The sequence below is a fragment of the Micromonospora sp. NPDC049051 genome, from assembly GCF_043197575.1.
Taxonomy (GTDB): domain Bacteria; phylum Actinomycetota; class Actinomycetes; order Mycobacteriales; family Micromonosporaceae; genus Micromonospora.
The window spans coordinates 1,276,674-1,298,244 of record NZ_JBICTL010000001.1; the positions used below are offsets into that span (position 1 = coordinate 1,276,674).

Consider the following 21,571-nt stretch of genomic DNA (forward strand, 5'->3'; position numbering starts at 1 on the left):
CGCGGCCGTGCTGTGGGCCGTGCCTGAAGCGGACGAACCCTAGAGGGTCAGGGTCCAGGCGTCGATGTAGCCGGTGTCGCCGGAGGCGGCGTCCTGGACGCGCAGGTTCCAGGTGCCGTTACGGGTCTCCGAGGAGAGGTTGACGGTGTAGGTCTGGTTGATGTTGTCCGTGGACCCGCCGCTGCGGTTGTGCAGGGTGTAGACGCTGCCGTCCGGGGCGACCAGGCTGACGACGAGGTCGCCGATGTAGGTGTGCACGACCTGCACCGCGACCGTGCTGGACGACGAGGCGGTGCCGGTGCAGCCGGCGATCGCGACGGTGCTGGTGACCGTGGCGTTGTCAGCGATGGTCACGTTGTTGGCATTGGTGCCCGTGCAGACCGCCGAGCCGGCGCCGAGGTTCAGCGTCCAGCTGTTCAGGTAGCCGGTGTCACCGGAGGCGGCGTCCTGGACGCGCAGCTTCCAGGTGCCGTTGGCGACCTCCGAGGAGAGGTTGACGGTGTAGGTCTGGTTGATGTTGTCGGCGGAGCCGCCGGTGCGGTTGTGCAGCGTGTAGGCGCTGCCGTCCGGGGCGACGAGGCTGACGACGAGGTCACCGATGTAGGTGTGCACCAGGTCCACCGCGACCGTGCTGGCGGCACCGGCGTTGCCCGTGCAGCCCGCGATGGTGATCGTGCTCTCCACCGTGGCGTTGTCGCTGACGGTCACGTCCGTGCCGTTGGTCTGGGTGCAGCCGGGCGGCGGGGGCGGCGGGGGCGTGGTGCCGCCGTCGCCGACGTACAGCAGCTTGTTGGGCGAGCCGGTGCCGGGGCTGGTCACCGCGTTGCTGGTGGCGTCGGCGACGAGCTTGTCGCGTACCTGCTGCGGGGTGAACGTCGGGTTGGCGGCGACCACGAGCGCGGCGGCGCCGACCACGTGCGGGGTGGCCATCGAGGTGCCGCTGATGGTGTTCGTGGCCGTGTCGCTGGTGTGCCAGGCCGAGGTGATCGAGCTGCCGGGGGCGAAGATGTCCAGGCAGGTGCCGATGTTGGAGAACGACGAGCGGGCGTCGGTGTTGGTGGTCGAGCCGACGGTGATGCCGGCCGCGGTGCTGGCCGGCGAGCTGTTGCAGGCGTTCGCGCCGTAGTCGTTGCCGGCCGCCAGGCCGTAGCTGACGCCGTCGGCGATGGAACGGTCCACCGCGTCGTTGAGGGCCTGGCTGAAGCCGCCGCCGAGGCTCATGTTGGCCACGGCGGGCTGACCGGCGGCGTGGTCACCGGTCACCCAGTCGACGCCCTGGATGACGCCGGCGTCGGTGCCGCTGCCCGCGCAGTCGAGCACCCGGACGCCGACCAGCGTGACGCCCTTGGCCACACCGTAGGCGTTGCCGCCGACCGTGCCGGCGACGTGCGTACCGTGCCCGTTGCAGTCGTCGGCGGTGCCGCCGTCGATGGCGTCGAAGCCGGAGATGGCACGACCACCGAAGTCGCTGTGGCTGACCCGGACGCCGGTGTCGATGATGTACGCCTTCACGCCCGAGCCGGTGTTCGGGTAGGTGTAGGAGCTGTTCAGCGGCAGCGCGCGCTGGTCGAGCCGGTCCAGACCCCAGGACGGGGTCGGGCTCTGCGTACCGGTGATCCGGACGGTGTGATTCTGCTGCACGTAGCGCACCGAGGGGTCGGCGGCGAGCCGCTTGGCCTCCGCCTCGGACATCCGCGCCTCGAACCCGCGCAGCGCGTTCTGGTACGTCCGGTTGACCGCGCCGCGGTGGCGGCCGGCGAGGTCACGCGCCTTCTTCGTGACGTCGGTCCGGCCCACCGAGGCGTCCTTGAACACCACGATGTACGACTCATCGACGGCGGTGGCGCCGCCGGCCATGAGAATCTGTCCCTCGGCGGGGGCGGCCGTCGCCGGGGCACCGAACGCCACGGCGGTGGCGACGGCGGCGGTCAACACACCGGCGCGCCAGCGACGCACGGCTGGATAGGGGAGTGTCATACCTCGGGTGTTCCTCTCGCTACACGACGGCGGGTCCCACCATCGATCGCAATTGATCAAAGTGAGCACGAGCGTAGGGCCTCCACGGCAAAAAGTGGAGACGTGAGAGCCCCTTGTGTTTGGGGGGTGAACTGCGGTAAGCATCGATGGATCGCCGTGGCCCCGGCTGTCGCCCGCGCGTGCGGATCAGCTCCCTGCGGAGGGTCTACGCTGCTGCGTGTGGACTCCGTCGCCTTCCATGTCGCCTCCCGCCCCGCCCACGGCGAGGGTGAGCTGACCGTCCACCACCCGTACGACGGGCGGGCCGTGGGGCGTACCACCCTCGCCACCGCCGCGCAGGTCGAAGCGGCCGTCGCGGCAGCCGCCGGAGTGGCCGCGCAGGCCGCGGCCCTGCCCGCACACGCCCGCGCGGCGGCCCTGGACCACGTGTCCCGGCAGCTCGCGGAGCGGGCCGAGGAGTTCGCTTGGCTGATCACCGCCGAGAACGGCAAGCCGGTGAGGTGGGCCCGCGCCGAGGTCGGGCGGGCGGTCTCCACCTTCCGCTGGGCCGCCGAGGAGGCCCGGCGCTTCTCCGGCGAGCTGCAACGCCTCGACACCGACCCGACCGCCACCGGGCGGATCGCCCTGGTCCGACGGGTGCCGAAGGGGCCGGTGCTCGGCATCGCGCCGTTCAACTTCCCGCTGAACCTCGTCGCGCACAAGGTCGCCCCGGCCATCGCCGTCGGCGCGCCGATCATCGTCAAGCCCGCCCCCGCCACCCCGCTGTCGGCACTGCTGCTGGGCGAGCTGCTCGCCGGGACCGACCTGCCCGAGGGGATGTTCTCGGTCCTGCCGCTGCCCAACGAGCGCGCCGCCGAACTGGTCACCGACCCCCGGCTGCCGGTGGTCTCGTTCACCGGATCCGGGCCGGTCGGCGCGGCGATCCGCCGCTCCGTGCCCGAGAAACACGTCACCCTGGAGCTGGGCGGCAACGCCGCCGCCGTGATCTGCGAGGACTGGAACACCGACGAGGACCTGACCTTCGCCGCGCACCGCATCGCGACGTTCTCCAACTACCAGGCCGGGCAGTCGTGCATCGCCGTGCAGCGGGTCTACGTGCACGAATGGCTCTACGACGCGTTCCTGCCCCGGCTCGTCGCGGCGGTGCAGGAACTGCGCGTCGGCGACCCGTCCGACCCGCGTACCGACGTCGGGCCGCTGATCTCCGCCGACGCCGCAGAGCGGGTCGAGGCGTGGGTGGACGAGGCCGTCACCGCCGGCGCCACGATCGAGGTGGGCGGGCGGCGCGAGGGCGCCACCTACCCGCCGACCGTGCTCTCCGGCGTACCGGCGGACGCCAGGGTCCACGCCGAGGAGGTCTTCGGACCGGTGCTGGTGGTCGCCCGCGTCGCGCACGACCAGGCCGCGTTCGCCGCCGTCAACGATTCGGCGTACGGGCTGCAGGCGGGCGTCTTCACCCACCGCCTCGACACGGCCTTCGCGGCACACCGCGCCCTGGAGGTGGGCGGGGTGATCGTCGGCGACGTACCGTCGTACCGGGCCGACCAGATGCCGTACGGCGGGGTGAAGGGCAGCGGCGTCGGCCGGGAGGGCGTACGCAGCGCCATGAACGACTACACCGAACCCCGGGTCATGGTGCTGACCGGCCTGTCGCTTTAGCGCCCGCCGGCTGCCGCCCGCTCACCGGTTTCCGCCCTGCTCATCAGCGACCACCGGTTGTCGTCCGCTCACCGGCGGCCACCGGTTGTCGTCCGCTCACCAGGTGCCGTCGTCGCGGACGCGGGCGGGTGCCCGGCCGAGCAGCAGGGTGGTCAGCGCGGCGTCGATGTCCTCGCCGAGGAACCACTCGCCGGCCTGGTCCAACGCGAAGACCCGACCCCGCTCGTCGACGGCGAAGACGCTGTCACCGTGCTCCGAGCCGATCGGGAACAGTCTCGCCCCGAGTACGTCGGCGAAGTCGGCCAGAGTGTCGGCCGAGTGCGCACTCCGGAGCGGGTTGGTCGTGAAGCGACTGATCCAGACCTGCTCGCCCGGTCCCCGACGGCTGCTCACGATCGCGGGGAACGCGGTCAGAGCCCGCTCGGCCGCAGGGAAGGGCTCGTGTCGGTGCCGCTGGCCGACGACCTCGCACGTCTCCCGGATCGCCCCGGCGGCCAGCGCGGGGTTGAACTCGCTATCTTCCCAGCCGGCATCCATCAGCGCGTCGGCAACAGCGGGTGGGAAGCGGTCCGGGTGATGCGGGTGCTGTGGCTGCGGACTCCACTCGGAGGTGAAGGCCAGATCCGCCCAGGACAGTACGTTGAAGTGGACCAGGAAGTTCAGGCACGAGTCGCAGGCTCTCTCCGCGCGGCCACCATACGGGTCGCCGGGCTCCCGCACCCGAAAGACCTCGAACCGGGCACCGCCCAGCAGCGTTTCCGCGTCGGCCATGCCGAGTGGGGCGATGCCCTCGGCGGCGCGGCGGTGGTCGTAGTCGTGCAGGACGTCGGAGACGACGATCAGCTCGGCGTGCCGGTCGGCGCCGCGAACCAGGTGGCCGGCAGGTAGTCCGTCCAGGTAGGACCGCACCAGCGGATGGTGGTTCAACGCGACGTCGCCCTTGGCGCCCTGCGCACGGAACAGTCGCCCTTCGACCGTCAGGTGCGCCGCCGTGGTGGGAGTCGGCAGACGGCGGATCTCGCGGAGCAGTTGACTCGCCGGATCGACCGTGCGGGGCGCAGCCTGGCCCTCCGGCCGACTCCGGCGGTACATCTGCGCGACCACGTCGACCGGCACGCGTGGCCAGGTGGTCACCTCGCCGGTGGCCCTGTCCACCACCGTGGTCGGCAGGTCGCCCGGCACCGTCCTGACCTCGACGGGCACGGTGGACGTGATGATGTAGCCGAGTTCGAACTCGTCGACGCTCGCGCGGCACTCGTGTCCGAGGCGCTGTGACTCGCGGCGGGCCCACACGGCGGCGAGCTGTTCGGCCTGCTGGCGATCGATCACGGCTTGAAAGTACCGGACCCCACGGATTCGTGGCGCCCGGTATGGTTCGCCCTACCGACGGTAACCGGGGGAGGGTGGCGTTGGCCGAAAGTGTGGACCGCGACGCCAATCGCGCGCTACGGGCGCGCTTCGACGAGGTGTACGGCGACTACCAGCGACTGAGGTCCGGTTTGGACGAGTTGCAGGGCCGGCTCGCCGAGCTTCGGGTGACCGAGCGCTCCGAGGATGGCCAGGTGACCGCCACGGCAGGCGCCCGTGGCGAGGTGATCTCGGTTGAGCTGCACCCCTCCGCCTTCCACGACCGGGACGCGAAGGCGTTGAGCCGGAAGATCACCGCTACCGTCCGCCGGGCCGGCGAGGCGGCGGTCGCGGCCAGCCAGCAACTCGTGGCCGGCTACCTGCCCGCCGGCTCCGGGGCCACGGATTTCCTGCGTACGGGTGACTTCGGGTCATTGCTGGGCCGGGCCGACGCCGTGCTTCGCCGGAGCGAGTGATGGACGGCCAGCTCTGGCTCGACCCGCAGCGCGCTCGACGCGGAGGCGTCGACCTCTCCTCGTCCGGCGAGGCGATCGTGGCGCGTCGTCGCCAGGTGGGCGGCGCGATCGCGGCAACGAGCGCCCGGTCGCCGTGGGGCAAGGACGACATCGGGGCCGCGTTCGAGCAGAAGTACCGCGGCTTCGAGGAGTTGGTCCTGCGCGTGTGGGAGGGCGTCGGCCGGCACCTGGAGGGCCTCGGCACCGACGTGGTCCGGTCGGTGGACGCCAACCTGCGGACGGACGCGGCGAGTGCGGGCCGGCTCGGCCGCGTCGGCGACCGGCACCAGCAGCGCTGATCCGCCGAGGAGACCCGGATGAGTCTGTTGCCGAGCCCCATCCCGCACCCGCTCGACTACTCGCCCTGGCAACTGCCCGGCTGGGTCTACGAGGCACTCGACTGGGTCATCGGTGTCGAGTGGCCGGAGGGGAACGAACGCGCGGTCTGGGACCTTGCCGACCAGTGGTACGCGGTGGCGGCAGCGCTGTCCGGGCCGCGGGCCGACGCTGTTGCCGCTGCCCGGGAGGTGCGCGACGGCTATGGCGGCGTCGGGGCCGTCGCCGCCGCCTTCGACACCGCCTGGCGCCGGGTGGCGGAGGGCGACGAGGCGCCGTTGCCCGTGCTGCTCGCCGTCAGCACCGAGCTGGGGCGGCTCGTGGAGGAGTGCGGCTGCGACATCGAGGGCGCCAAGCTCGAGGTCTGGATCGAGCTGGGCATCCTGGTGGTCGAGCTGCTGGCGCTGGCCGTGGCGGCCGTGCTCACCGCAGGTGCCGCCTCGCCCGCCGCCGGGGCGGCGATCACCGCCACCAGGCTCATCGTGCAGCAGATCTTCAAACGACTGATGGCGCAGCTTGCCCGCAAGTCGATCAAGCAGGGGCTCAAGGAGGCCGGCGAGCGGGCGGCGAAGGAGGTCACCAAGGGCGGCGTGCGGGGGTTCAGCCGGCGGGCGGCGCTGAGCGGGGTGTCCGAGGCGGCCGAGGAGAGCGGCATCAACCTTGCCACCCAGGCCTACCAGAACTCGACCGGCCGCCGGCACGGGCTGGACGTGACGGAGTTGGGGACCACGGCGCTCGGCGGCATGGCCGGCGGGGCGGTGGCACCGCTGGCCGGTCTCGGGCGGCACGCCACCGGCCGGGGCGCCCGGATCGGGGAGCACTTCGGCCGCGAGATGGCCGGCGAGGTCATGGCCGACCAGGCCGCCAGCCTCGCCACCGGCCAGGGACTGACCTCCGTCGAGGACGCGGCCCGCGCGGCTGCGTCCGGCGTCCGGGGTTCGGCCACCGGCCAGGCCGACGCGGCGTTGCAGGCGCGGCTCAGCGGCCAGATGAGCGCACTGGCGGGTGCGCCTCTCCTCCCGGTGGACGGTGCGGCCCTCACACAGCCCTCGACCAGCACCGGATCGCCGCCAGGCGTGGAGGCGCTCCGCCACCAGATCTCGACACAAGAGGCGACGACGCCCTCGTCAGCGCCAACAGCCGGCAGCGATGTCCCGTTGATCGAGTCCCACGCGACGGCCGGAACGCCTGCGTCTCCCGCTGCTGGTACATCCGAAACCGTCAGCCAAATTCCCGAGCAGCGCGGTAGTTCAACCAACCCGCCCGCCCATGCTTCCGATGCCGTCCCTGCCGTAAACGGGGTCGCTCCGGCAGTTCAGGAAGCGTTCGCGGAAGCACGAAACGCTCCCACGCTCCCGCCCGGTGCCGATCCCGCCGGTCGGACCGTGCTTCCGGCGCCTCAGGTCGAGGCAGTCAAGGCTCCGCTCGACCCGACGCTCTCCTCCGTCGCGCCGGCGGCCCCTCCGGTAGTTAGTTCTGCCGCGCTGGCGGCTCCTGGTCCCGTCAGCGAAACGGCACCTGGTGCGGGGCTGGCGGCGCAGCACACCGCCACGGCGGCAACCACCCCGCTGACGACCGGCGGATCTATCGCCAACGGCCCGGCGGCCAACTCATCGCTCGCGTCCATCCCGGTGCAGGCGTCCCCGACGACCGCACCGGGACCGGCGGCCGGCGGTGGGACGGTGGCGACAACCACGAGGGTGGCGTCCCCGCGCGCGCCAGGAGTGGTGCCGGGTGCACCCGTAGACCCTTCATCGACAGACCGAACGGCTGGGGCGACGGCACAACCGCCAAGGGTCGCAGAACAACCACCTCCGCGTCCGCTCACCCCTGAGTGGTACGCCGCCAGATGGGCTGCGGACCGGGACGCGTTCGAGCGCCGTCGCTACCGGGGGCACTTCGAGCACCAGCGCGCGAATCATGAGCAGAATCGCCGCCTGGACAGCGCGGAGCGCCTACGCCTGGCCGCAGAACGGAGTGTCGACGAAGCCCGGTGGCTGATCAGCGAGGGACGCCGTCTGGCACAGGCCGGGCATCGCGCCGCCGCCGAGCGCTACTTCATGGGCGCCCGTGACCGGGAACGTTGGTATCACCAGCAGAACGATATGGCGGAGAGAGTCCTCGCCGGAGTGGCGGCTCCGGGCGTCGTCGCCGTCGAGGGCGCGGACTTCCGCCGGATCAACGACGATGTCGGCGACCTGGCGCACGGCGCGGTGGAGACCGGCAACCGTTCGGCGCTGACGGGCGACGACTACCCGCCGCCGATCGACCTGTCCCGCAACTACGGCCAGCCAGGGGGTCTACGCCCGCCGCTCGCCCTGCACCAGACCGACATCGAACGGCAGGTGCCCCGGGAACCTGACGGCAGCGTCCGGCGGAACGCCGACCCACGCACGGGTGGCTGGTTCGGCCTGGTCAACGACGGCGGACCGCAGGCCGATCCCACCCGTGGCATCAACTGCATCGACTGCACTCTGTCGCTGTTCGACACCTGGATGCACGGCCGCCCCCGGGTGGCCGCTCCCCGCACCTTCGACGCGTACGTGGCGGGCGACGTCACGCGCCCCATCAACGGCGAACGGGACGGCATCGGGCGGGTGGAGGACATCACCGGAGGACGCTTCCAACGCCTCTGCCAGCCGACGGAGGACATCCAGGGGGTCGAGCGACAGTGGGCCGTCGACACCGGATACCGCAACCTCCACGCCCAACTCCGCATGGGTGGGCACGGCAGCTTCGCCTTCGTCGTCAACAACTGGGAGCAGGGCGGTGCCCACATCTGGGTCGCCCTCAACCAGAACGGCACCATCCTCTACCTCGACCCGCAGACCGGGGCGGTGTCGACCACGCCCCTGTACCGGCACCAGGGCGTTCCAGATCCGCACAACGCGGTCGACACCGAGGTCCTGGTGCTCGGCTCGGACGGCAGACCCATGCCCCTGGGAGGGCTCAGGCGGGGACAGTTCAGCCAGCGACCGGACCTGCCGGATTACCCACCCGTCGAAACCGACCAGGGGTACGGCGAACTGCACCTCAACCGCACCCACCTGCTCGACGGGCCGGGCCATGCTCCTCAGGGGGCAGAACAGACGGGCACGCCTTCAGGCTTGACGCCTCAGGAAACTGATGGGCCCGAACCGGCCTGGAACCGGGCTGAGGCTCTGCTTCCAGCTGATGATTCCGGCTACAGGATCCAACGCCGGGACTGTGAGTTCCTGGGGCTGACGCCCGACGCGGTAGTTGCGTGGGCGGAACGCCGGGCTCCGCTCGGCCTGACGCCCGAGACTTTCGAGCAGATGTCCGCAGCCTTGTTCGACGCGCTGGAGGCAGACGGCATCCGGGGTGACGAGGTCGACATCCGGCTCCAGGGCTCCTCGTCGAACTTCTTCTCCGGGATGCACAAGACTCTGCCCACGGAGGAGCAGATCTCCGACAACCCACAGGCGGTCGAGCGGATGAGAGCGTGGAGAGGGGATGGTGCGCTGCCGACGCGTCGGCCCTTCGACTCGATGTACAAGTTGGGGCTGGAGGAGCCGAGTGATCTGGACCTGCAAATATCGTCCGACGTGATGGTTGAAAGAGCTGTCGCTCTCGGCGGTAGCGAATTTCCCGACCTTCGCGTGGTGAACAAGAAGTTTGGATTCGTTACCAGGAAGGTCGCGAGAAAATGCTTCCCCGCCATCTTCGAATGGGCGGATAGGTGTAGCGGTATCCTGGGGCGTGAAGTGGTGCCGGCGGTGTTTCCTGGGGCGGGCCCGCCGGATCGATCTGCTGACGGGGTATCGTCCCACTTCAAGCCGGCGGACTGGATGATTGAGGACAATCGTGGCCGATAGTTGGGTGTTGAGATTGTCCGGAGCGGTTGACGCCCATGCTCTTGACCGGCTGCGGGCGGAGCTTGGCCTGAGTCGGCGCGGTCGGCTGGCGGACGATTGGGACGAGTTGTTCGGAGAAGCGGCATGGGAAGTCCAGGAGCGGACGGTCCGGGTCGAACTATGGCGTGATGTCGACTCGCTGGAGTGGCGCCTTGAGGTCGAAAGTGCGGCCCCGTTGCCGGAGGCTGAGAGGGCGAGCGTGTTGGCGCGAGTGCAGGCCGCACTTCGCTCGACGGGGCTGGCAACATCTTCGATCATCAAGCGCCCATGAGTGCCAGCCTGCTTCGCCGCAGGGTAGTCGCATTCTCTTTGGGCTATGTATGGGATCTGCGCAAGGCGGAATTGTGGAGCCTTCTGGGCGAACAGAGATTCGATGATCGGGGATCATCTTGCTCTGCGGGGAGTGGGAGGCGTTTCCGTTCCGCTGAAAGTGCCATCAGGGAGGCAGGGTGATGGCATATCAATCGCCAGGGGCGCTGCCGGCCTTTTTCAGCTACTACGAAAATCCGGTCAAGCTAGTGGCTGATGAAGCGGGTCGGGTGATCGGGTGGCGGCTTTCGAGGACATCCGGGGGCTGGGAACGGGCTGATGACCTGGTCAGGAAGATCCTTCTCGTCGGTGGGGATGAGATCGAGGAGTTGTCCCGTGACGAGTTCATCGAGTACACCGAACATGACCGAGGGCGGTACCTCCGCGGCACCGGATCGATTTTCGCGCTCTACGAAACCGTGGGCGCGATCCTGGAGCAGGCGGACCTGGAGCGGCGACCACTCACGCCGCACGAGTCGGCGTTGGTGGCGGGAATCCGCAAGAGGACCTTTGTCATGTTCGAGGAACAACTCCAGCAGGCAGGTGATCCCGCGGCCGATCCGTCGCTGAGGGCTGGGTGAGCCGTGGATGTTGACCTACTACGTGATTTACAGGACTCCGTCAGCCGGAACGCGCAGGGCGGGCTGCCGACGGACGGCGTCCTGGCGGGGGGCGTACCGATAGGTTGTCGTGACGTCGGACAGAGCGGGAGCCGCCAGGTGGAGAAGTCGGACCCCCGGATGGACAGGCCGGGCAGCGTGGCGGAGGCGCTCGCCGTACAGGAGCGGTTGCGGGCGCTGGTGGACCTGACCGGGCCCGGCCCGGCCGATCCCGCGACGGTGGCCGGCCTCGACGTGGCGTACGCCGAGAGCGGTGACCGGCTGGCGGCGGCCGTGACCGTGCTCGACGCCCGGACCCTCGCGGTGGTCGACTCGGCGGTGAGCGTGGGCCGGCCCGCGTTCGGGTACGTGCCGGGGCTCTTCGCCTTCCGCGAGCTGCCCGCACTGCTCGACGCGCTCGACCGGCTGACCGTGCGGCCCGAGTTGCTGGTCTGCGACGGGCACGGGCTGGCCCATCCGCGCCGGTTCGGGCTCGCCTGCCATCTGGGCGTGGTGACCGGCCTGCCGGCGATCGGCGTGGGCAAGACGCCGTTGCTGGGCACGTGGACGCCGCCGGCCGACCGCCGGGGCGCGTGGGCGCCGCTGCGCGACGGCGACGAGGTCGTGGGTCGGGTGCTGCGTACCCGCGACGGCGTGAAGCCGGTCTTCGTCAGCGTCGGCCACCGGCTCAGCCTCGACGAGGCGACCGCACACGTGCTGGCGTTGACGCCGCGCTACCGGCTGCCGGAGACCACCCGTACCGCCGACCGGCTCTGCCGCGACGCCCTGACCGCCGCCGGAGCGGCCCCGTCGCCGCCAACCCGCCCGGCCGACCGGGACCCCGCCACCTGAGACCGCGCCCGTGCGGCTGCACATCATCGAGCGGGACCTCGGCCGCCAGCTGCCGGCGACCGGGACCAGCGGGCGTGTGACCGGCCGCCCGGACCCGCCGTTGCCGCCCGGGCGACCGGGTAATGCGGAACACATCCGGAGCGCTCGATGACCCGGCTCTGACAGGACCCGGTAGTAGCCTGACCGGCGGACCCCCCGTCGCGGGGGAGGAACGGCGAGGTGATCATGGCGGTACGTCGGCACGCGGCGCGGCTTGCGACGGTCTGCGCGTTGCTGGGCGGCCTGGTGGCGCTCGGCGCGACGCCAGCGCTCGCCGCCAACGACTCGGTCCGGGTCCGGTCGGCGGGCAGTTTCACCGCCGGCGGTTCCGCCGGCAGCGTCTCGGTCGAGGTGCGCAAGCGCAGTGACGGCTGCGTGCTGCTGCGTACCGCCGTGGGGCTGCGCCTCACCGGCCTGCGCGCCGACCAGGCCAGCGCACAGGTCAACGTGGGCGGCAGCTGGTTCCCGGTGCCGCTCTCGGGCGGCGGCGGCAGTGCGGCCACGTCGGCCACCTCGCCGCTGAATCCGAGGCTCTGCAAGGGCAAGAGCATCACGGTGCGCTACCGGGTGGCGTTCGCGGCGGAGGCCCCGGGCGGCCGGCTGACCGTGAGCGGCGTGGGCAGCGACGCACGTGGGCGGGTCCTGGGCCGGGGTGCGGATGCGTCCCGGGTGGTCGGCGGCCGGGTCACGGCCTCGCCGACGCCGAAGCCCTCGAAGAAGCCCTCGCCCACGCCCAGCGCGGTCGCGGCCGAGGTGACGGGTGTGGAGGGCCCGAGCCTCACCGCAGCGCCCGGCCAGGGCGCGGGCGCGGTCAGCAACGCCGCCGAGGAGAAGTCCTCCGGTGGCTCGATGATCATGTTCTTCGGCATCGCCATGGTCGCCGTCGGAATCCTGCTCATCGTCCTGCTGTTCCGCCGGTCGCGGACGGACAAGGAACCCACCGGCGGCCCCGGCCACGTCCCGCTGCCCCGCAGCCCCGGCGGCACCACCTACCGCTCCGGGCAGGGCCCGGCCGCCGCGCCCGGCCCACCCGGCCAGATGTACGGCCAGCAGCCCGCCACCCCCGGCCTGTACGGCGGCACGCCCGCGCCGCGCCCGGCCGGTGGGGTGTACGGCAGCCGCCCCACCCCGGAGGCCACCCAGGTGGTGCCCGGCGCACCGGCCGTGCCGCCCGCTCCCGGGCAGTACGGTCCGCCGGCCGTGCCGCCCGCTCCCGGGCAGTACGGATCGCCGGCCGCGCCGCCCGCCGGGGGCAAGCCCGGTGACCCGCCGCCGGAGGCCGACGGTGGCGACCACACTGCGTTCATGCCCCGGCTCCCCGGCTGAGCCGGGCCACGCGCCGCCCCTCCGATACGCTCAGGCCGTTGAGGACCTGCGGCGCAAGGAGCGAGACCGGTGTCTGATCTGTCCCAGATCGTGAAGGCCTACGACGTCCGTGGGACGGTGCCGGACCAGTGGGACGAGCGCACCGCCGAGGCCCTCGGCGCGGCCTTCGCGCAGGTGCTGGACGGCTTCGGCGAGCAGGGCGAGGCGGTGCTCGTCGCGCACGACATGCGGGCCACCGGTCCGGGCCTGGCCGCCGCCTTCGCCGCCGGCGTACGGGCCGAGGGGCGCGCGGTCGTCGAGCTGGGCCTCGCCTCGACCGACATGCTCTACTACGCCTCCGGCGCGCTGGGGGCGCCCGGCGCGATGTTCACCGCCAGCCACAACCCGGCGCAGTACAACGGCATCAAGATGTGCCGCTCCGGGGCCCGCCCGATCGGGCAGGACAGCGGGCTGGCCGAGATCCGCGAGCGGGCGCAGGCCCTGCTGGACAAGGGCGAGACCCGCGCGGCCGACCCGTCGGACGCGCCGGCCGAGCGCCGCGACCTGCTGGCCGACTACGCGGCGTACCTGCGGCAACTGGTCGACCTCTCCACCATCCGCCCGCTGAAGGTGGTCGTCGACGCCGGCAACGGAATGGGCGGCTACACCGTCCCGGCCGTGCTCGGCGACACCGTCCTGCCGGCGCTGCCGCTGGAGATCGTGCCGCTCTACTTCGAGCTGGACGGCACCTTCCCCAACCACGAGGCCAACCCGCTGGACCCGGCCAACCTGGTCGACCTCCAGCGCGCGGTGCGTGAGCACGGCGCCGACGTCGGCCTGGCGTTCGACGGGGACGCCGACCGCTGCTTCGTGGTCGACGAGCGGGGCGAGCCCGTCTCGCCGTCGGCGATCACCGCCCTGGTGGCGGCCCGTGAGCTGGCCAAGCACCCCGGCTCGACGGTGATCCACAACCTGATCACCTCCAGCGCCGTACCGGAGATCATCCGCGAGCACGGCGGCGAGCCGGTCGTCGCGCGGGTCGGGCACTCCTTCATCAAGGCGGAGATGGCCCGGACGAACGCGATCTTCGGCGGCGAGCACTCGGCCCACTACTACTTCCGCGACTTCTGGTTCGCCGACACCGGGATGCTCGCCGCGCTGCACACCCTGGCCGCACTGGGTGAGCAGTCGCTGCCGCTGTCCGTGCTGGCCGGCGAGTACGAGCGGTACGTCGCCTCGGGCGAGATCAACTCGACGGTGACCGACCAGGCCGCCAAGGTGGCCGAGGTGCGGGCCGCGTACCCGCAGGCCGACGCCGACGAGATGGACGGGCTCACCCTGCGCTTCCCGGACGGCGCGTGGTTCAATCTGCGCGCCTCCAACACCGAGCCGCTGCTGCGGCTCAACGTCGAGGCCCCGACGCGGGAGCGGATGGCCGCCCTCCGCGACGAGGTGCTCGACCGGGTTCGCCGATAGGATCGCTCGCGCCGGTCGGCACCGTCGATCGGTGAAACCGCATACGTGGAAGGAGCCGCGCCGTGGCCCTGGACCCGCAGTTGCTGGAAATCCTCGCCTGTCCGGACACGCATCACGCCCCGCTCGACTACGACGCGCAGGCGCAGACGCTGACCTGCACCGAGTGCGGCCGGATCTTCGAGGTCCGCGACGACGTGCCGGTGCTGCTGCTCGACGAGGCGCGCGGCCCCGCGGAGCAGTCGTGATCGACGGTACGGCGGGAGTGAGTGGCCGGCGCGAGCCCGACGAGGCACTCCTCGACGACCCGGCCGCGCTGGCCGAGCACGACCCGGGCGGCATGCTGCGGCACACCGCCTCCGCCGGGGCGCAGGTCCGCGAGTCGGCCGCCCTGGCCGCCGAGGCCAACCTCCAGCTGCTCGCCGACGAGGGGCGCCCCCGGGCCGTCGTCATCGCCGGCATCGGCACCGCCGGGCGTACAGGTGACGTGCTGGCCACCGTCGCCGGGCCGCGCTGCCCGGTGCCGGTCATCCCGCACCGCAGCGCCGGCGTGCCCGGCTGGGTGGGCGCCGCCGACGTGGTCATCGCCGTCAGCGCCTCCGGTCGCAGCCCCGAGGCGCTGGGCGCCGCCGAGGCCGCGCACCGGCGGGGCGCCCGGCTGGTCGCCGTCGGCGCGCCCGACTCGCAGTTGCAGTCCGTGGCCGAGCGGGCCCGGGCGCCGTTCATCCCGGTGCCCCGGCGCGCCCCGGCCCGCGCCAGCCTCTGGGCGCTCACCGTGCCGGTCCTGCTCGCCGCCCGTACGCTCGGGCTCGTGAAGGTCAACGAGGCGGACCTGGCGGAGACCGCGGCCCGTCTGGACGCGGACGCCGACCGCTGCCGCCCGACGGCCGAGTCCTTCGTCAACCCGGCGAAGTCGCTGGCCCTGGGCCTCGCCGGCTCGGTGCCGATCGTCTGGGGCTCGTCACCGCTGGCCACCGTCGCGGCCCGCCGCTTCGGCGACACCCTGTCCGCCAACGCCCGCTACCCCGTGGTCAGCGGTGCGCTCGGCGAGGCGGGCCGTGGTCGGGTCGGCCTGCTCGACGGTGTGTTCGGCGGCCTGGCCGAGGGGGAGCGGGACATCTTCGCCGACCCCGACGACGAGGCGCCGTCGGGCACCCGGCTGCGGCTGGTGCTGCTGCGCGACGGCGGGCTGAATCCGGAGGACGACGCCGACGAGCCGCTCGACGTCGAGGAGCGCCGCGCGGACGCCGTGCAGACCCTCGCCGAGCGGCGGGGCGTGCGCTGCGACGTGGTGACGGCCGAGGGCGGCTCCGCGCTGGAGCGGCTCGCCTCGCTGGTCGCCGTGCCGGACTTCGCGTCGATCTACCTGTCCCTGGCACACGGACTGGACCCGATGGCCGTGCCGGCCATCACCGAGATGAAGGAGCTGGCAAACCAGTGAGCGATAGCTGGGAACGGGTCGGGCCGCGCGTCGCGCCGACGCCCGGTGGTGCCGCGCGACCCTGCGGGGCGACGGCGTGAGCGCCAACGGTGGTACGAAGGCGATCGTCGCCGCCCTGCTGGCCAACGCCGGCATCGCCGTCACCAAGTTCGTCGCGTTCCTGCTGACCGGATCGTCGTCGATGCTGGCGGAGTCGATCCACTCGGTCGCCGACTCCGGCAACCAGGGGCTGCTGCTGCTCGGTGGGCGGCGGGCCAAGCGCGCGGCCACCCCGCAGCACCCCTTCGGCTACGGCCGCGAGCGCTACATCTACGCGTTCATCGTGTCCATCGTGCTGTTCAGCGTCGGTGGCCTGTTCGCCCTCTACGAGGCGTACCACAAGTTCTCGCACCCGGAGCCGATCACGAGCTGGCAGTGGGTGCCGGTCACCGTGCTGGTGGTCGCGATCGTCATGGAGTCGTTCTCCTTCCGTACCGCCATCGTGGAGTCCAACCTGATCCGGGGCAACCAGTCCTGGGTGAGGTTCGTGCGGCGGGCCAAGGCGCCCGAGCTGCCGGTGGTGCTGCTGGAGGACCTGGGCGCGCTGGTCGGTCTGGTGTTCGCGCTCTTCGGCGTCGGTATGACGCTGATCACCGGCGACGGCCGCTGGGACGCGATCGGCACCGCGATGATCGGTGTGCTGCTGGTGACCATCGCGATCATCCTCGCCATCGAGACCAAGAGCCTGCTGCTGGGCGAGGGCGCCGAGGCGCACGAGGTCGCCGCGATCGAGAAGGCGGTCGCCGACGGCCCCGAGTTCGAGCGGATCATCCACATGAAGACGCTCTACCTCGGCCCCGAGGAACTGCTGGTGGCCGCCAAGGTCGGCGTGCCGGCCTGCGAGAGCGCCGAGGACCTGGCCCGGGGCATCAACGCCGTCGAGGCCCGGATCCGCGCCGCCGTGCCGACCGCGCGGGTGATCTACCTGGAGCCGGACATCTACAGCGTCACCGCCGAGCGGGCGGGTACCGGGAGCGCGGCGCCCGCCGCCGTGCCGGCGTCCGAGCCGGGCGAGACCACCGGGCGGCCCGGGAGCTGACCGGTGGAACTGCTGCACGGACCGATCCGCGACTACGCCTGGGGTTCCCGCTCGGCGATCGCCGAGTTGCAGGGGCGGCCGGTGCCGAGCGACGGACCGGAGGCCGAGCTGTGGCTGGGCGCCCACCCGGGCGGCCCGGCCGCGGTCGACCGCGACGGCAACCGGGTGAGCCTGACCGACCTGCTGCTCGCCGAGCCTGACCACTGGCTCGGCGAGCGGCTGGTCGGCCGGTTCGGCACCCGGCTGCCGTTCCTGCTCAAGGTGCTCGCGGCGGACGCCCCGCTGAGCCTCCAGGCGCACCCGGACGCCGAGCAGGCCCGCGCCGGGCACGCCGCCGACGCCGACCGCCCCGACGGGCAGCGCAACTACGTCGACCCGTACCACAAGCCGGAGCTGCTGGTCGCGCTGTCGCCCATGGAGGCGCTCTGTGGTTTCCGGGACCCGGGCACCTCGGCGGCGGCGCTGGCCGACTTCGGCGTACCCGCGCTGGAGCCGGTGCTGGCGGCGTTGCGTACCGGGCCGGCGGGACTGCGTGACGCCGTACGGCTGCTGCTGACCTGGCCCGCCGACCGGCGCGACGCGCTGGTGACGGCCGTGGCGTCGGCGCCGGTCGCGGGGCCGGACGCGGAGCTGGCCCGGGACCTGGCCGCCGCCTATCCGGGCGACCCCGGGGTGCTGGTGGCGATGCTGCTCAACCGGGTGCGGCTGGCGCCCGGCGAGGCGATCTGGATGCCGGCCGGCAACCTGCACGCCTATTTGCGCGGCACCGGCGTGGAGATCATGGCGGCCAGCGACAACGTGCTGCGCGGCGGGCTGACGCCGAAGCGGGTGGACGTCGAGGAACTGCTGCGTGTGCTGCGCTTCGAGGTGCTCCGCGACCCGGTGGTGCGGCCGATGGAGGTGGCACCGGGCGTGGTCACCTGGCCGGTGCCGGTGGAGGACTTCGCGCTGCACCGGGTGACGGTGCGGGTGGGGCTGCCGGAGGTGACGGTCGAGGTGCCGGGCCCCCGGGTGGTGCTCTGCTGCTCCGGCGAGGTCTCGGCCGACGACGGGGCCGGCGTGGTGACGTTGGGGCCCGGGCGGGCCGCGATCGGCAGCGCCGCCGCCGGGCCGCTGCGCCTGGCCGGCGCGGGCGAGGCGTACGTCGCGAGCTGCGGCGCGCGCTGAGGACGCCAGACCTGCGGCGTGCGTGCGGGGGCACCCGGAGCACCGCGTGCGCGGAGGGCGGTAGCACCACGCCACGAGTCCGACTTTTCCGGAATAGCTTGACGTTGCTCTAGCCGAGTGTGACTCTATGGGTACGCAGCGTTATCGCGACGATGGTCCGGAACGCGCGGGGGAAACCAAACCGGGGGGATGCACGGGGCGGACGGCTGGTGGACGGACTCCGTCCACGACCGACCGCCCCGTGCGCTGTCCGCCGATGTCTTCGTGCTCTCTTCACCCGGCCGGTCCTCCCGGCGGCGGCTCGCGCGCGTAAGGTGAATGGTCGCGCAGCACATCGTCCGACAGGAGATTTCATGACCAGCACCCTCCCGGCGTCCGCCAGCGGCACGCCGTCCGAGGCCCGGCCGAGCACTCTCGCCGAGGGCGACTACAAGGTGGCGGATCTGTCGCTCGCCGAGTTCGGGCGCAAGGAGATCCAGCTCGCCGAGCACGAGATGCCCGGCCTGATGGCGATCCGTCGCGAGTTCGCCGACGCCCAGCCGCTCGCCGGTGCCCGGATCACCGGGTCGCTGCACATGACCATCCAGACCGCCGTCCTGATCGAGACCCTCGTCGCGCTCGGCGCGCAGGTCCGCTGGGCGTCCTGCAACATCTTCTCCACCCAGGACCACGCCGCCGCCGCGATCGTGGTCGGCCCGAACGGCACCCCCGAGGCCCCGGCCGGCGTCCCGGTCTACGCCTGGAAGGGCGAGAGCCTGGAAGAGTACTGGTGGTGCACCGAGCAGGTGCTCGACTGGCCCGGCGGGCAGGGCCCGAACATGATCCTCGACGACGGCGGCGACGCCACCCTGCTGGTGCACAAGGGCGTCGAGTTCGAGAAGACCGGCACCGTCCCGCCGGTCGAGTCCGCCGACTCGGAGGAGTACGCGGTCATCCTCGGCGTACTGCACCGCTCGCTCGCCGCCGACGGCCAGCGGTGGACCCGGATCGCCGCCGGCATCAAGGGCGTGACCGAGGAGACCACCACCGGCGTGCACCGGCTCTACGAGATGCACCGCGCCGGCACCCTGCTCTTCCCCGCCATCAACGTCAACGACTCGGTGACGAAGAGCAAGTTCGACAACAAGTACGGCTGCCGCCACTCGCTGATCGACGGCATCAACCGCGCCACCGACGTGCTGATCGGCGGCAAGATGGCGGTGGTCCTCGGCTACGGCGACGTCGGCAAGGGCTGCGCCGAGTCGCTGCGCGGCCAGGGCGCCCGCGTCGTGGTGACCGAGGTCGACCCGATCTGCGCGCTCCAGGCCGCCATGGACGGCTACCAGGTCGCCACCCTGGACGACGTGGTCGAGCAGGCCGACATCTTCATCACCGCCACCGGCTGCTTCGACGTCATCACCAACGAGCACATGGCCCGGATGAAGCACCAGGCCATCGTCGGCAACATCGGCCACTTCGACAACGAGATCGACATGGCCGGCCTGGCGAAGCGTTCCGACGTCGAGCGGGTCAACATCAAGCCGCAGGTCGACCTCTGGAAGTTCGCCGACGGCCACGCCATCATCGTGCTGTCGGAGGGCCGCCTGCTGAACCTGGGCAACGCCACCGGCCACCCGAGCTTCGTGATGTCGAACTCGTTCGCCAACCAGACGATCGCCCAGATCGAGCTGTTCACCAAGACCGAGGAATACCCGATCGGCGTCTACGTGCTGCCCAAGCACCTCGACGAGAAGGTCGCCCGGCTGCACCTGGAGGCGCTCGGCGCCAAGCTGAGCACCCTCACCAAGGAGCAGGCCGCCTACCTCGGCATCTCCGTGGAGGGCCCGTTCAAGCCGGAGCACTACCGGTACTGACGACGGCCGCGCCGACCGGGCCGACCGCTCGCTCCTGAGCGGCCGGCCCGGTCGGCGTTTCATGTGGGCTCGCCGACGACCGGCGACCTGACCGCGTGCCCGCGCGGGCAGTCCCGCGCCGGTGACGGGGACCGGGCGACCAACCGCCGCTCGGGCCTCGGGCCCTGCTCGGCACGGTCAGTCCCGGCGTTTGCGCGCGGGCCGGATCCAGCTCCACACGCACCAGACGAGCCACGCCACCGAGACCACGGCGGCCAGCGCGCCCAGCCGCAGCGCGTCGAGCAGCAGCACCAGGGCGAGGACGGCCAGCCACGGCCCGAACGCCCTCACGACCGCCACCGGCCGAGCACCATCCGGCGGACCAGCGGCGGAGCGATCCACGACCAGACGCAGAAGAGCACCCAGGCCAGCGCGAACACGCCGGCGAGCACGTCCAGGCCGGCGACGCCGAGCAGCACGATCACGCCGACCGCGAGCAGCCAGGTGCGGAAGGTACCCAGCCGGTGGAGCGGGCGCAGCGGCAGCAGCAGCGGGTGTGCGTACACCCGCGTCTCCCAGGCCCCCTCGGCGTAGTCGGGGTCGGTCGGGTCGTGCGCCACCGCCTGGCCGAACGCGCGGTGCGCGGTGCCCAACCGTCCACGCCGGGCCGCGGCGGCGCCGTGCAGGGCGAGCGCCGCCGGGTTGTCCGGCCACGCCCCGAGGAACTCCTTGGCGATGCGGTCGGCCGACCGGTCGTCCCCCCGGGCGTAGGCGAGCTGGATGCGGCCCGCGAAGACGGCCGGTTCCTCCGGGCTGATCGCGGCGGCCCGGGCGATCAGGCGTTCCGCCTTGTCGAGCTGACCCACGGCCGAGCAGAGGCGGGCGTACTGGCAGAGCAGCCAGGGGTTCACCGGCTCGATGGCGAGCGCGTCGAGCAGTGCCCGCTCGGCGGCGGGGTACTCGCGGCGGTGGCGCAGCGCGATGCTGAGCCGGCCGAGCAGTTCGGGATCCGGGCCGGTCTCGGCGAGCCCCCGACGGGCGACGGTGACCAGGTCGTCCCAGCGCTCCAGCGACGCCAGCGCGTACGCCCGCAGCCGGAACGCCGCCGGGCTGACGGCCAGCGCGGCCGGGAGCCGGTCGAGTTCGCCGAGGGCCTGCTCCGCGCGGTTCAGTTCGAGCAGGTGCGCCACCCGGGCGAGCTGGGGCTCCGGGGCGGTCATGCGGCGGCCAGCAGCAGGAACAGCAGGGCCTCGACGACGCCGAACAGGAGCACCGCCCCGAGGCCGGGCAGCCACAGCGACGCCGGCTCGTCGCCGCGCAGCTCGTAGGCCCGGAACGGACGTTTCTGCGTGACGGAGGCGGCGAGCCAGACTCCGGCGCCGGCCAGCGCCGTGATCAGCCGGACGGGTCGGTCGCCCCAGTCGTCGATGACGGCGAGCGTGAGCGCCAGCCGGGCCGCCAGCGCGGCCAGCCCGACGCCGAGCACCATCAGGTTCGTCCGGCGGGGCAGGCCCAACCGGTGCCCGTTGACCAGGGCCAGCACGGTGGCCGCCAGGGGGCCGGCGAAGACGGCGGGGAAGATCAGCGACTGTGGTCGCCACGGCCGGCGTCGCGTCTCGTACGCCGCCGGCGTGATGGTGGGGGTGAACAGATCGTCGGCCACGATGTTCCCGTCTCGGTAGGGGCGAGCGAGCCGGATCCTGCCACAGCCGGATGACCGACGGCACTCCTCGATGAAGCGGGCAACCAGGCCGCGACGTGTTCGCG

18 protein-coding genes are annotated in these 21,571 nt (G+C 72.2%); 13 read left to right on the forward strand and 5 right to left on the reverse strand.

From position 1 onward, the window contains the following. Nucleotides 1–39: 39 nt before the first annotated feature. Nucleotides 40–1,977 carry a proprotein convertase P-domain-containing protein gene (locus tag ACGFIR_RS06065; protein ID WP_392999882.1) on the reverse strand — a complete coding sequence of 646 codons (1,938 nt, stop codon included), beginning with the start codon at nucleotides 1,975–1,977 and terminating at the stop codon, nucleotides 40–42. Nucleotides 1,978–2,196: 219 nt separating this feature from the next. On the opposite strand from ACGFIR_RS06065, the gene ACGFIR_RS06070 reads away from it, so the two are divergent. Next, nucleotides 2,197–3,636, forward strand: a complete 1,440-nt coding sequence (locus ACGFIR_RS06070; protein WP_393143419.1) for an aldehyde dehydrogenase family protein — start codon at nucleotides 2,197–2,199, stop codon at nucleotides 3,634–3,636. Nucleotides 3,637–3,732: 96 nt separating this feature from the next. Here the strand turns inward: ACGFIR_RS06070 and ACGFIR_RS06075 are convergent, their stop codons facing one another. After that, complete coding sequence (locus tag ACGFIR_RS06075) at nucleotides 3,733–4,965, reverse strand: SUKH-3 domain-containing protein (protein ID WP_393143421.1); 1,233 nt, start codon at nucleotides 4,963–4,965, stop codon at nucleotides 3,733–3,735. A 74-nt stretch (nucleotides 4,966–5,039) separates the two neighbouring features. Here ACGFIR_RS06075 and ACGFIR_RS06080 point away from each other — a divergent pair, with 74 nt between their 5' ends. The 12 genes from ACGFIR_RS06080 (at nucleotide 5,040) to ahcY (ending at nucleotide 19,825) form a co-directional block, all read left to right on the forward strand. Continuing rightward, nucleotides 5,040–5,459, forward strand: a complete 420-nt coding sequence (locus ACGFIR_RS06080) for a YbaB/EbfC family nucleoid-associated protein (protein ID WP_392999876.1) — start codon at nucleotides 5,040–5,042, stop codon at nucleotides 5,457–5,459. Next, the gene (locus ACGFIR_RS06085) at nucleotides 5,459–5,797 is read left to right on the forward strand and encodes a hypothetical protein (protein WP_393143423.1); all 339 of its coding nucleotides are present in this window, start codon (nucleotides 5,459–5,461) and stop codon (nucleotides 5,795–5,797) included. Before ACGFIR_RS06080 ends, ACGFIR_RS06085 begins: the two co-directional genes overlap by 1 nt. 18 nt (nucleotides 5,798–5,815) lie before the next feature. Beyond that, nucleotides 5,816–9,670, forward strand: coding sequence for a toxin glutamine deamidase domain-containing protein (locus tag ACGFIR_RS06090; RefSeq protein ID WP_393143425.1), 3,855 nt, complete (start codon nucleotides 5,816–5,818; stop codon nucleotides 9,668–9,670). 491 nt (nucleotides 9,671–10,161) lie between these two features. Continuing rightward, nucleotides 10,162–10,599 (forward strand): hypothetical protein, encoded by a 438-nt coding sequence (locus ACGFIR_RS06095; RefSeq protein WP_393143427.1) that lies wholly within the window; start codon nucleotides 10,162–10,164, stop codon nucleotides 10,597–10,599. Between the two features lie 159 nt (nucleotides 10,600–10,758). Beyond that, complete coding sequence (gene nfi, locus ACGFIR_RS06100; protein ID WP_393001337.1) at nucleotides 10,759–11,469, forward strand: deoxyribonuclease V; 711 nt, start codon at nucleotides 10,759–10,761, stop codon at nucleotides 11,467–11,469. Between the two features lie 225 nt (nucleotides 11,470–11,694). Further along, a complete protein-coding gene (locus ACGFIR_RS06105; protein WP_392999868.1) occupies nucleotides 11,695–12,834 on the forward strand; it encodes a hypothetical protein in 1,140 nt (379 codons plus the stop codon). 69 nt (nucleotides 12,835–12,903) lie between these two features. After that, a complete protein-coding gene (locus ACGFIR_RS06110) occupies nucleotides 12,904–14,289 on the forward strand; it encodes a phosphomannomutase/phosphoglucomutase (RefSeq protein WP_392999866.1) in 1,386 nt (461 codons plus the stop codon). Between the two features lie 62 nt (nucleotides 14,290–14,351). Continuing rightward, entirely contained in the window at nucleotides 14,352–14,534 is a 183-nt protein-coding gene (locus ACGFIR_RS06115) for a Trm112 family protein (RefSeq protein WP_089001904.1), read from the forward strand. Then, complete coding sequence (locus ACGFIR_RS06120) at nucleotides 14,531–15,727, forward strand: SIS domain-containing protein (RefSeq protein ID WP_392999864.1); 1,197 nt, start codon at nucleotides 14,531–14,533, stop codon at nucleotides 15,725–15,727. The genes ACGFIR_RS06115 and ACGFIR_RS06120 overlap by 4 nt, the downstream gene beginning before the upstream one ends. Nucleotides 15,728–15,803: 76 nt before the next feature. Next, entirely contained in the window at nucleotides 15,804–16,805 is a 1,002-nt protein-coding gene (locus ACGFIR_RS06125; protein WP_392999862.1) for a cation diffusion facilitator family transporter, read from the forward strand. 3 nt (nucleotides 16,806–16,808) lie between these two features. Beyond that, nucleotides 16,809–17,972: a mannose-6-phosphate isomerase, class I gene (gene manA, locus ACGFIR_RS06130; protein WP_392999861.1), complete on the forward strand. Its 1,164-nt coding sequence runs from the start codon at nucleotides 16,809–16,811 to the stop codon at nucleotides 17,970–17,972. Nucleotides 17,973–18,325: 353 nt separating this feature from the next. Further along, complete coding sequence (ahcY, locus tag ACGFIR_RS06135) at nucleotides 18,326–19,825, forward strand: adenosylhomocysteinase (protein ID WP_392999859.1); 1,500 nt, start codon at nucleotides 18,326–18,328, stop codon at nucleotides 19,823–19,825. Between the two features lie 177 nt (nucleotides 19,826–20,002). Here the strand turns inward: ahcY and ACGFIR_RS06140 are convergent, their stop codons facing one another. The 3 genes from ACGFIR_RS06140 to ACGFIR_RS06150 are packed head-to-tail and all read right to left on the reverse strand — an operon-like array spanning nucleotide 20,003 to nucleotide 21,467. Further along, complete coding sequence (locus ACGFIR_RS06140) at nucleotides 20,003–20,164, reverse strand: hypothetical protein (protein WP_392999857.1); 162 nt, start codon at nucleotides 20,162–20,164, stop codon at nucleotides 20,003–20,005. After that, the gene (locus ACGFIR_RS06145) at nucleotides 20,152–21,024 is read right to left on the reverse strand and encodes a tetratricopeptide repeat protein (protein ID WP_392999855.1); all 873 of its coding nucleotides are present in this window, start codon (nucleotides 21,022–21,024) and stop codon (nucleotides 20,152–20,154) included. Before ACGFIR_RS06145 ends, ACGFIR_RS06140 begins: the two co-directional genes overlap by 13 nt. Beyond that, nucleotides 21,021–21,467, reverse strand: coding sequence for a hypothetical protein (locus tag ACGFIR_RS06150; RefSeq protein WP_392999853.1), 447 nt, complete (start codon nucleotides 21,465–21,467; stop codon nucleotides 21,021–21,023). Before ACGFIR_RS06150 ends, ACGFIR_RS06145 begins: the two co-directional genes overlap by 4 nt. Between the last annotated feature and the right edge of the window lie 104 nt (nucleotides 21,468–21,571).

Bases quoted from the DNA above. Each gene is read 5' to 3' on its own strand.
- ACGFIR_RS06065 (WP_392999882.1), bottom strand. From the start codon at position 1,977: ATGACACTCCCCTATCCAGCCGTGCGTCGCTGGCGCGCCGGTGTGTTG.
- ACGFIR_RS06085 (WP_393143423.1), top strand. From the start codon at position 5,459: ATGGACGGCCAGCTCTGGCTCGACCCGCAGCGCGCTCGACGCGGAGGC.
- ACGFIR_RS06090 (WP_393143425.1), top strand. From the start codon at position 5,816: ATGAGTCTGTTGCCGAGCCCCATCCCGCACCCGCTCGACTACTCGCCC.
- ACGFIR_RS06095 (WP_393143427.1), top strand. From the start codon at position 10,162: ATGGCATATCAATCGCCAGGGGCGCTGCCGGCCTTTTTCAGCTACTAC.
- nfi (WP_393001337.1), top strand. From the start codon at position 10,759: ATGGACAGGCCGGGCAGCGTGGCGGAGGCGCTCGCCGTACAGGAGCGG.
- ACGFIR_RS06105 (WP_392999868.1), top strand. From the start codon at position 11,695: ATGGCGGTACGTCGGCACGCGGCGCGGCTTGCGACGGTCTGCGCGTTG.
- ahcY (WP_392999859.1), top strand. From the start codon at position 18,326: ATGACCAGCACCCTCCCGGCGTCCGCCAGCGGCACGCCGTCCGAGGCC.
- ACGFIR_RS06145 (WP_392999855.1), bottom strand. From the start codon at position 21,024: ATGACCGCCCCGGAGCCCCAGCTCGCCCGGGTGGCGCACCTGCTCGAA.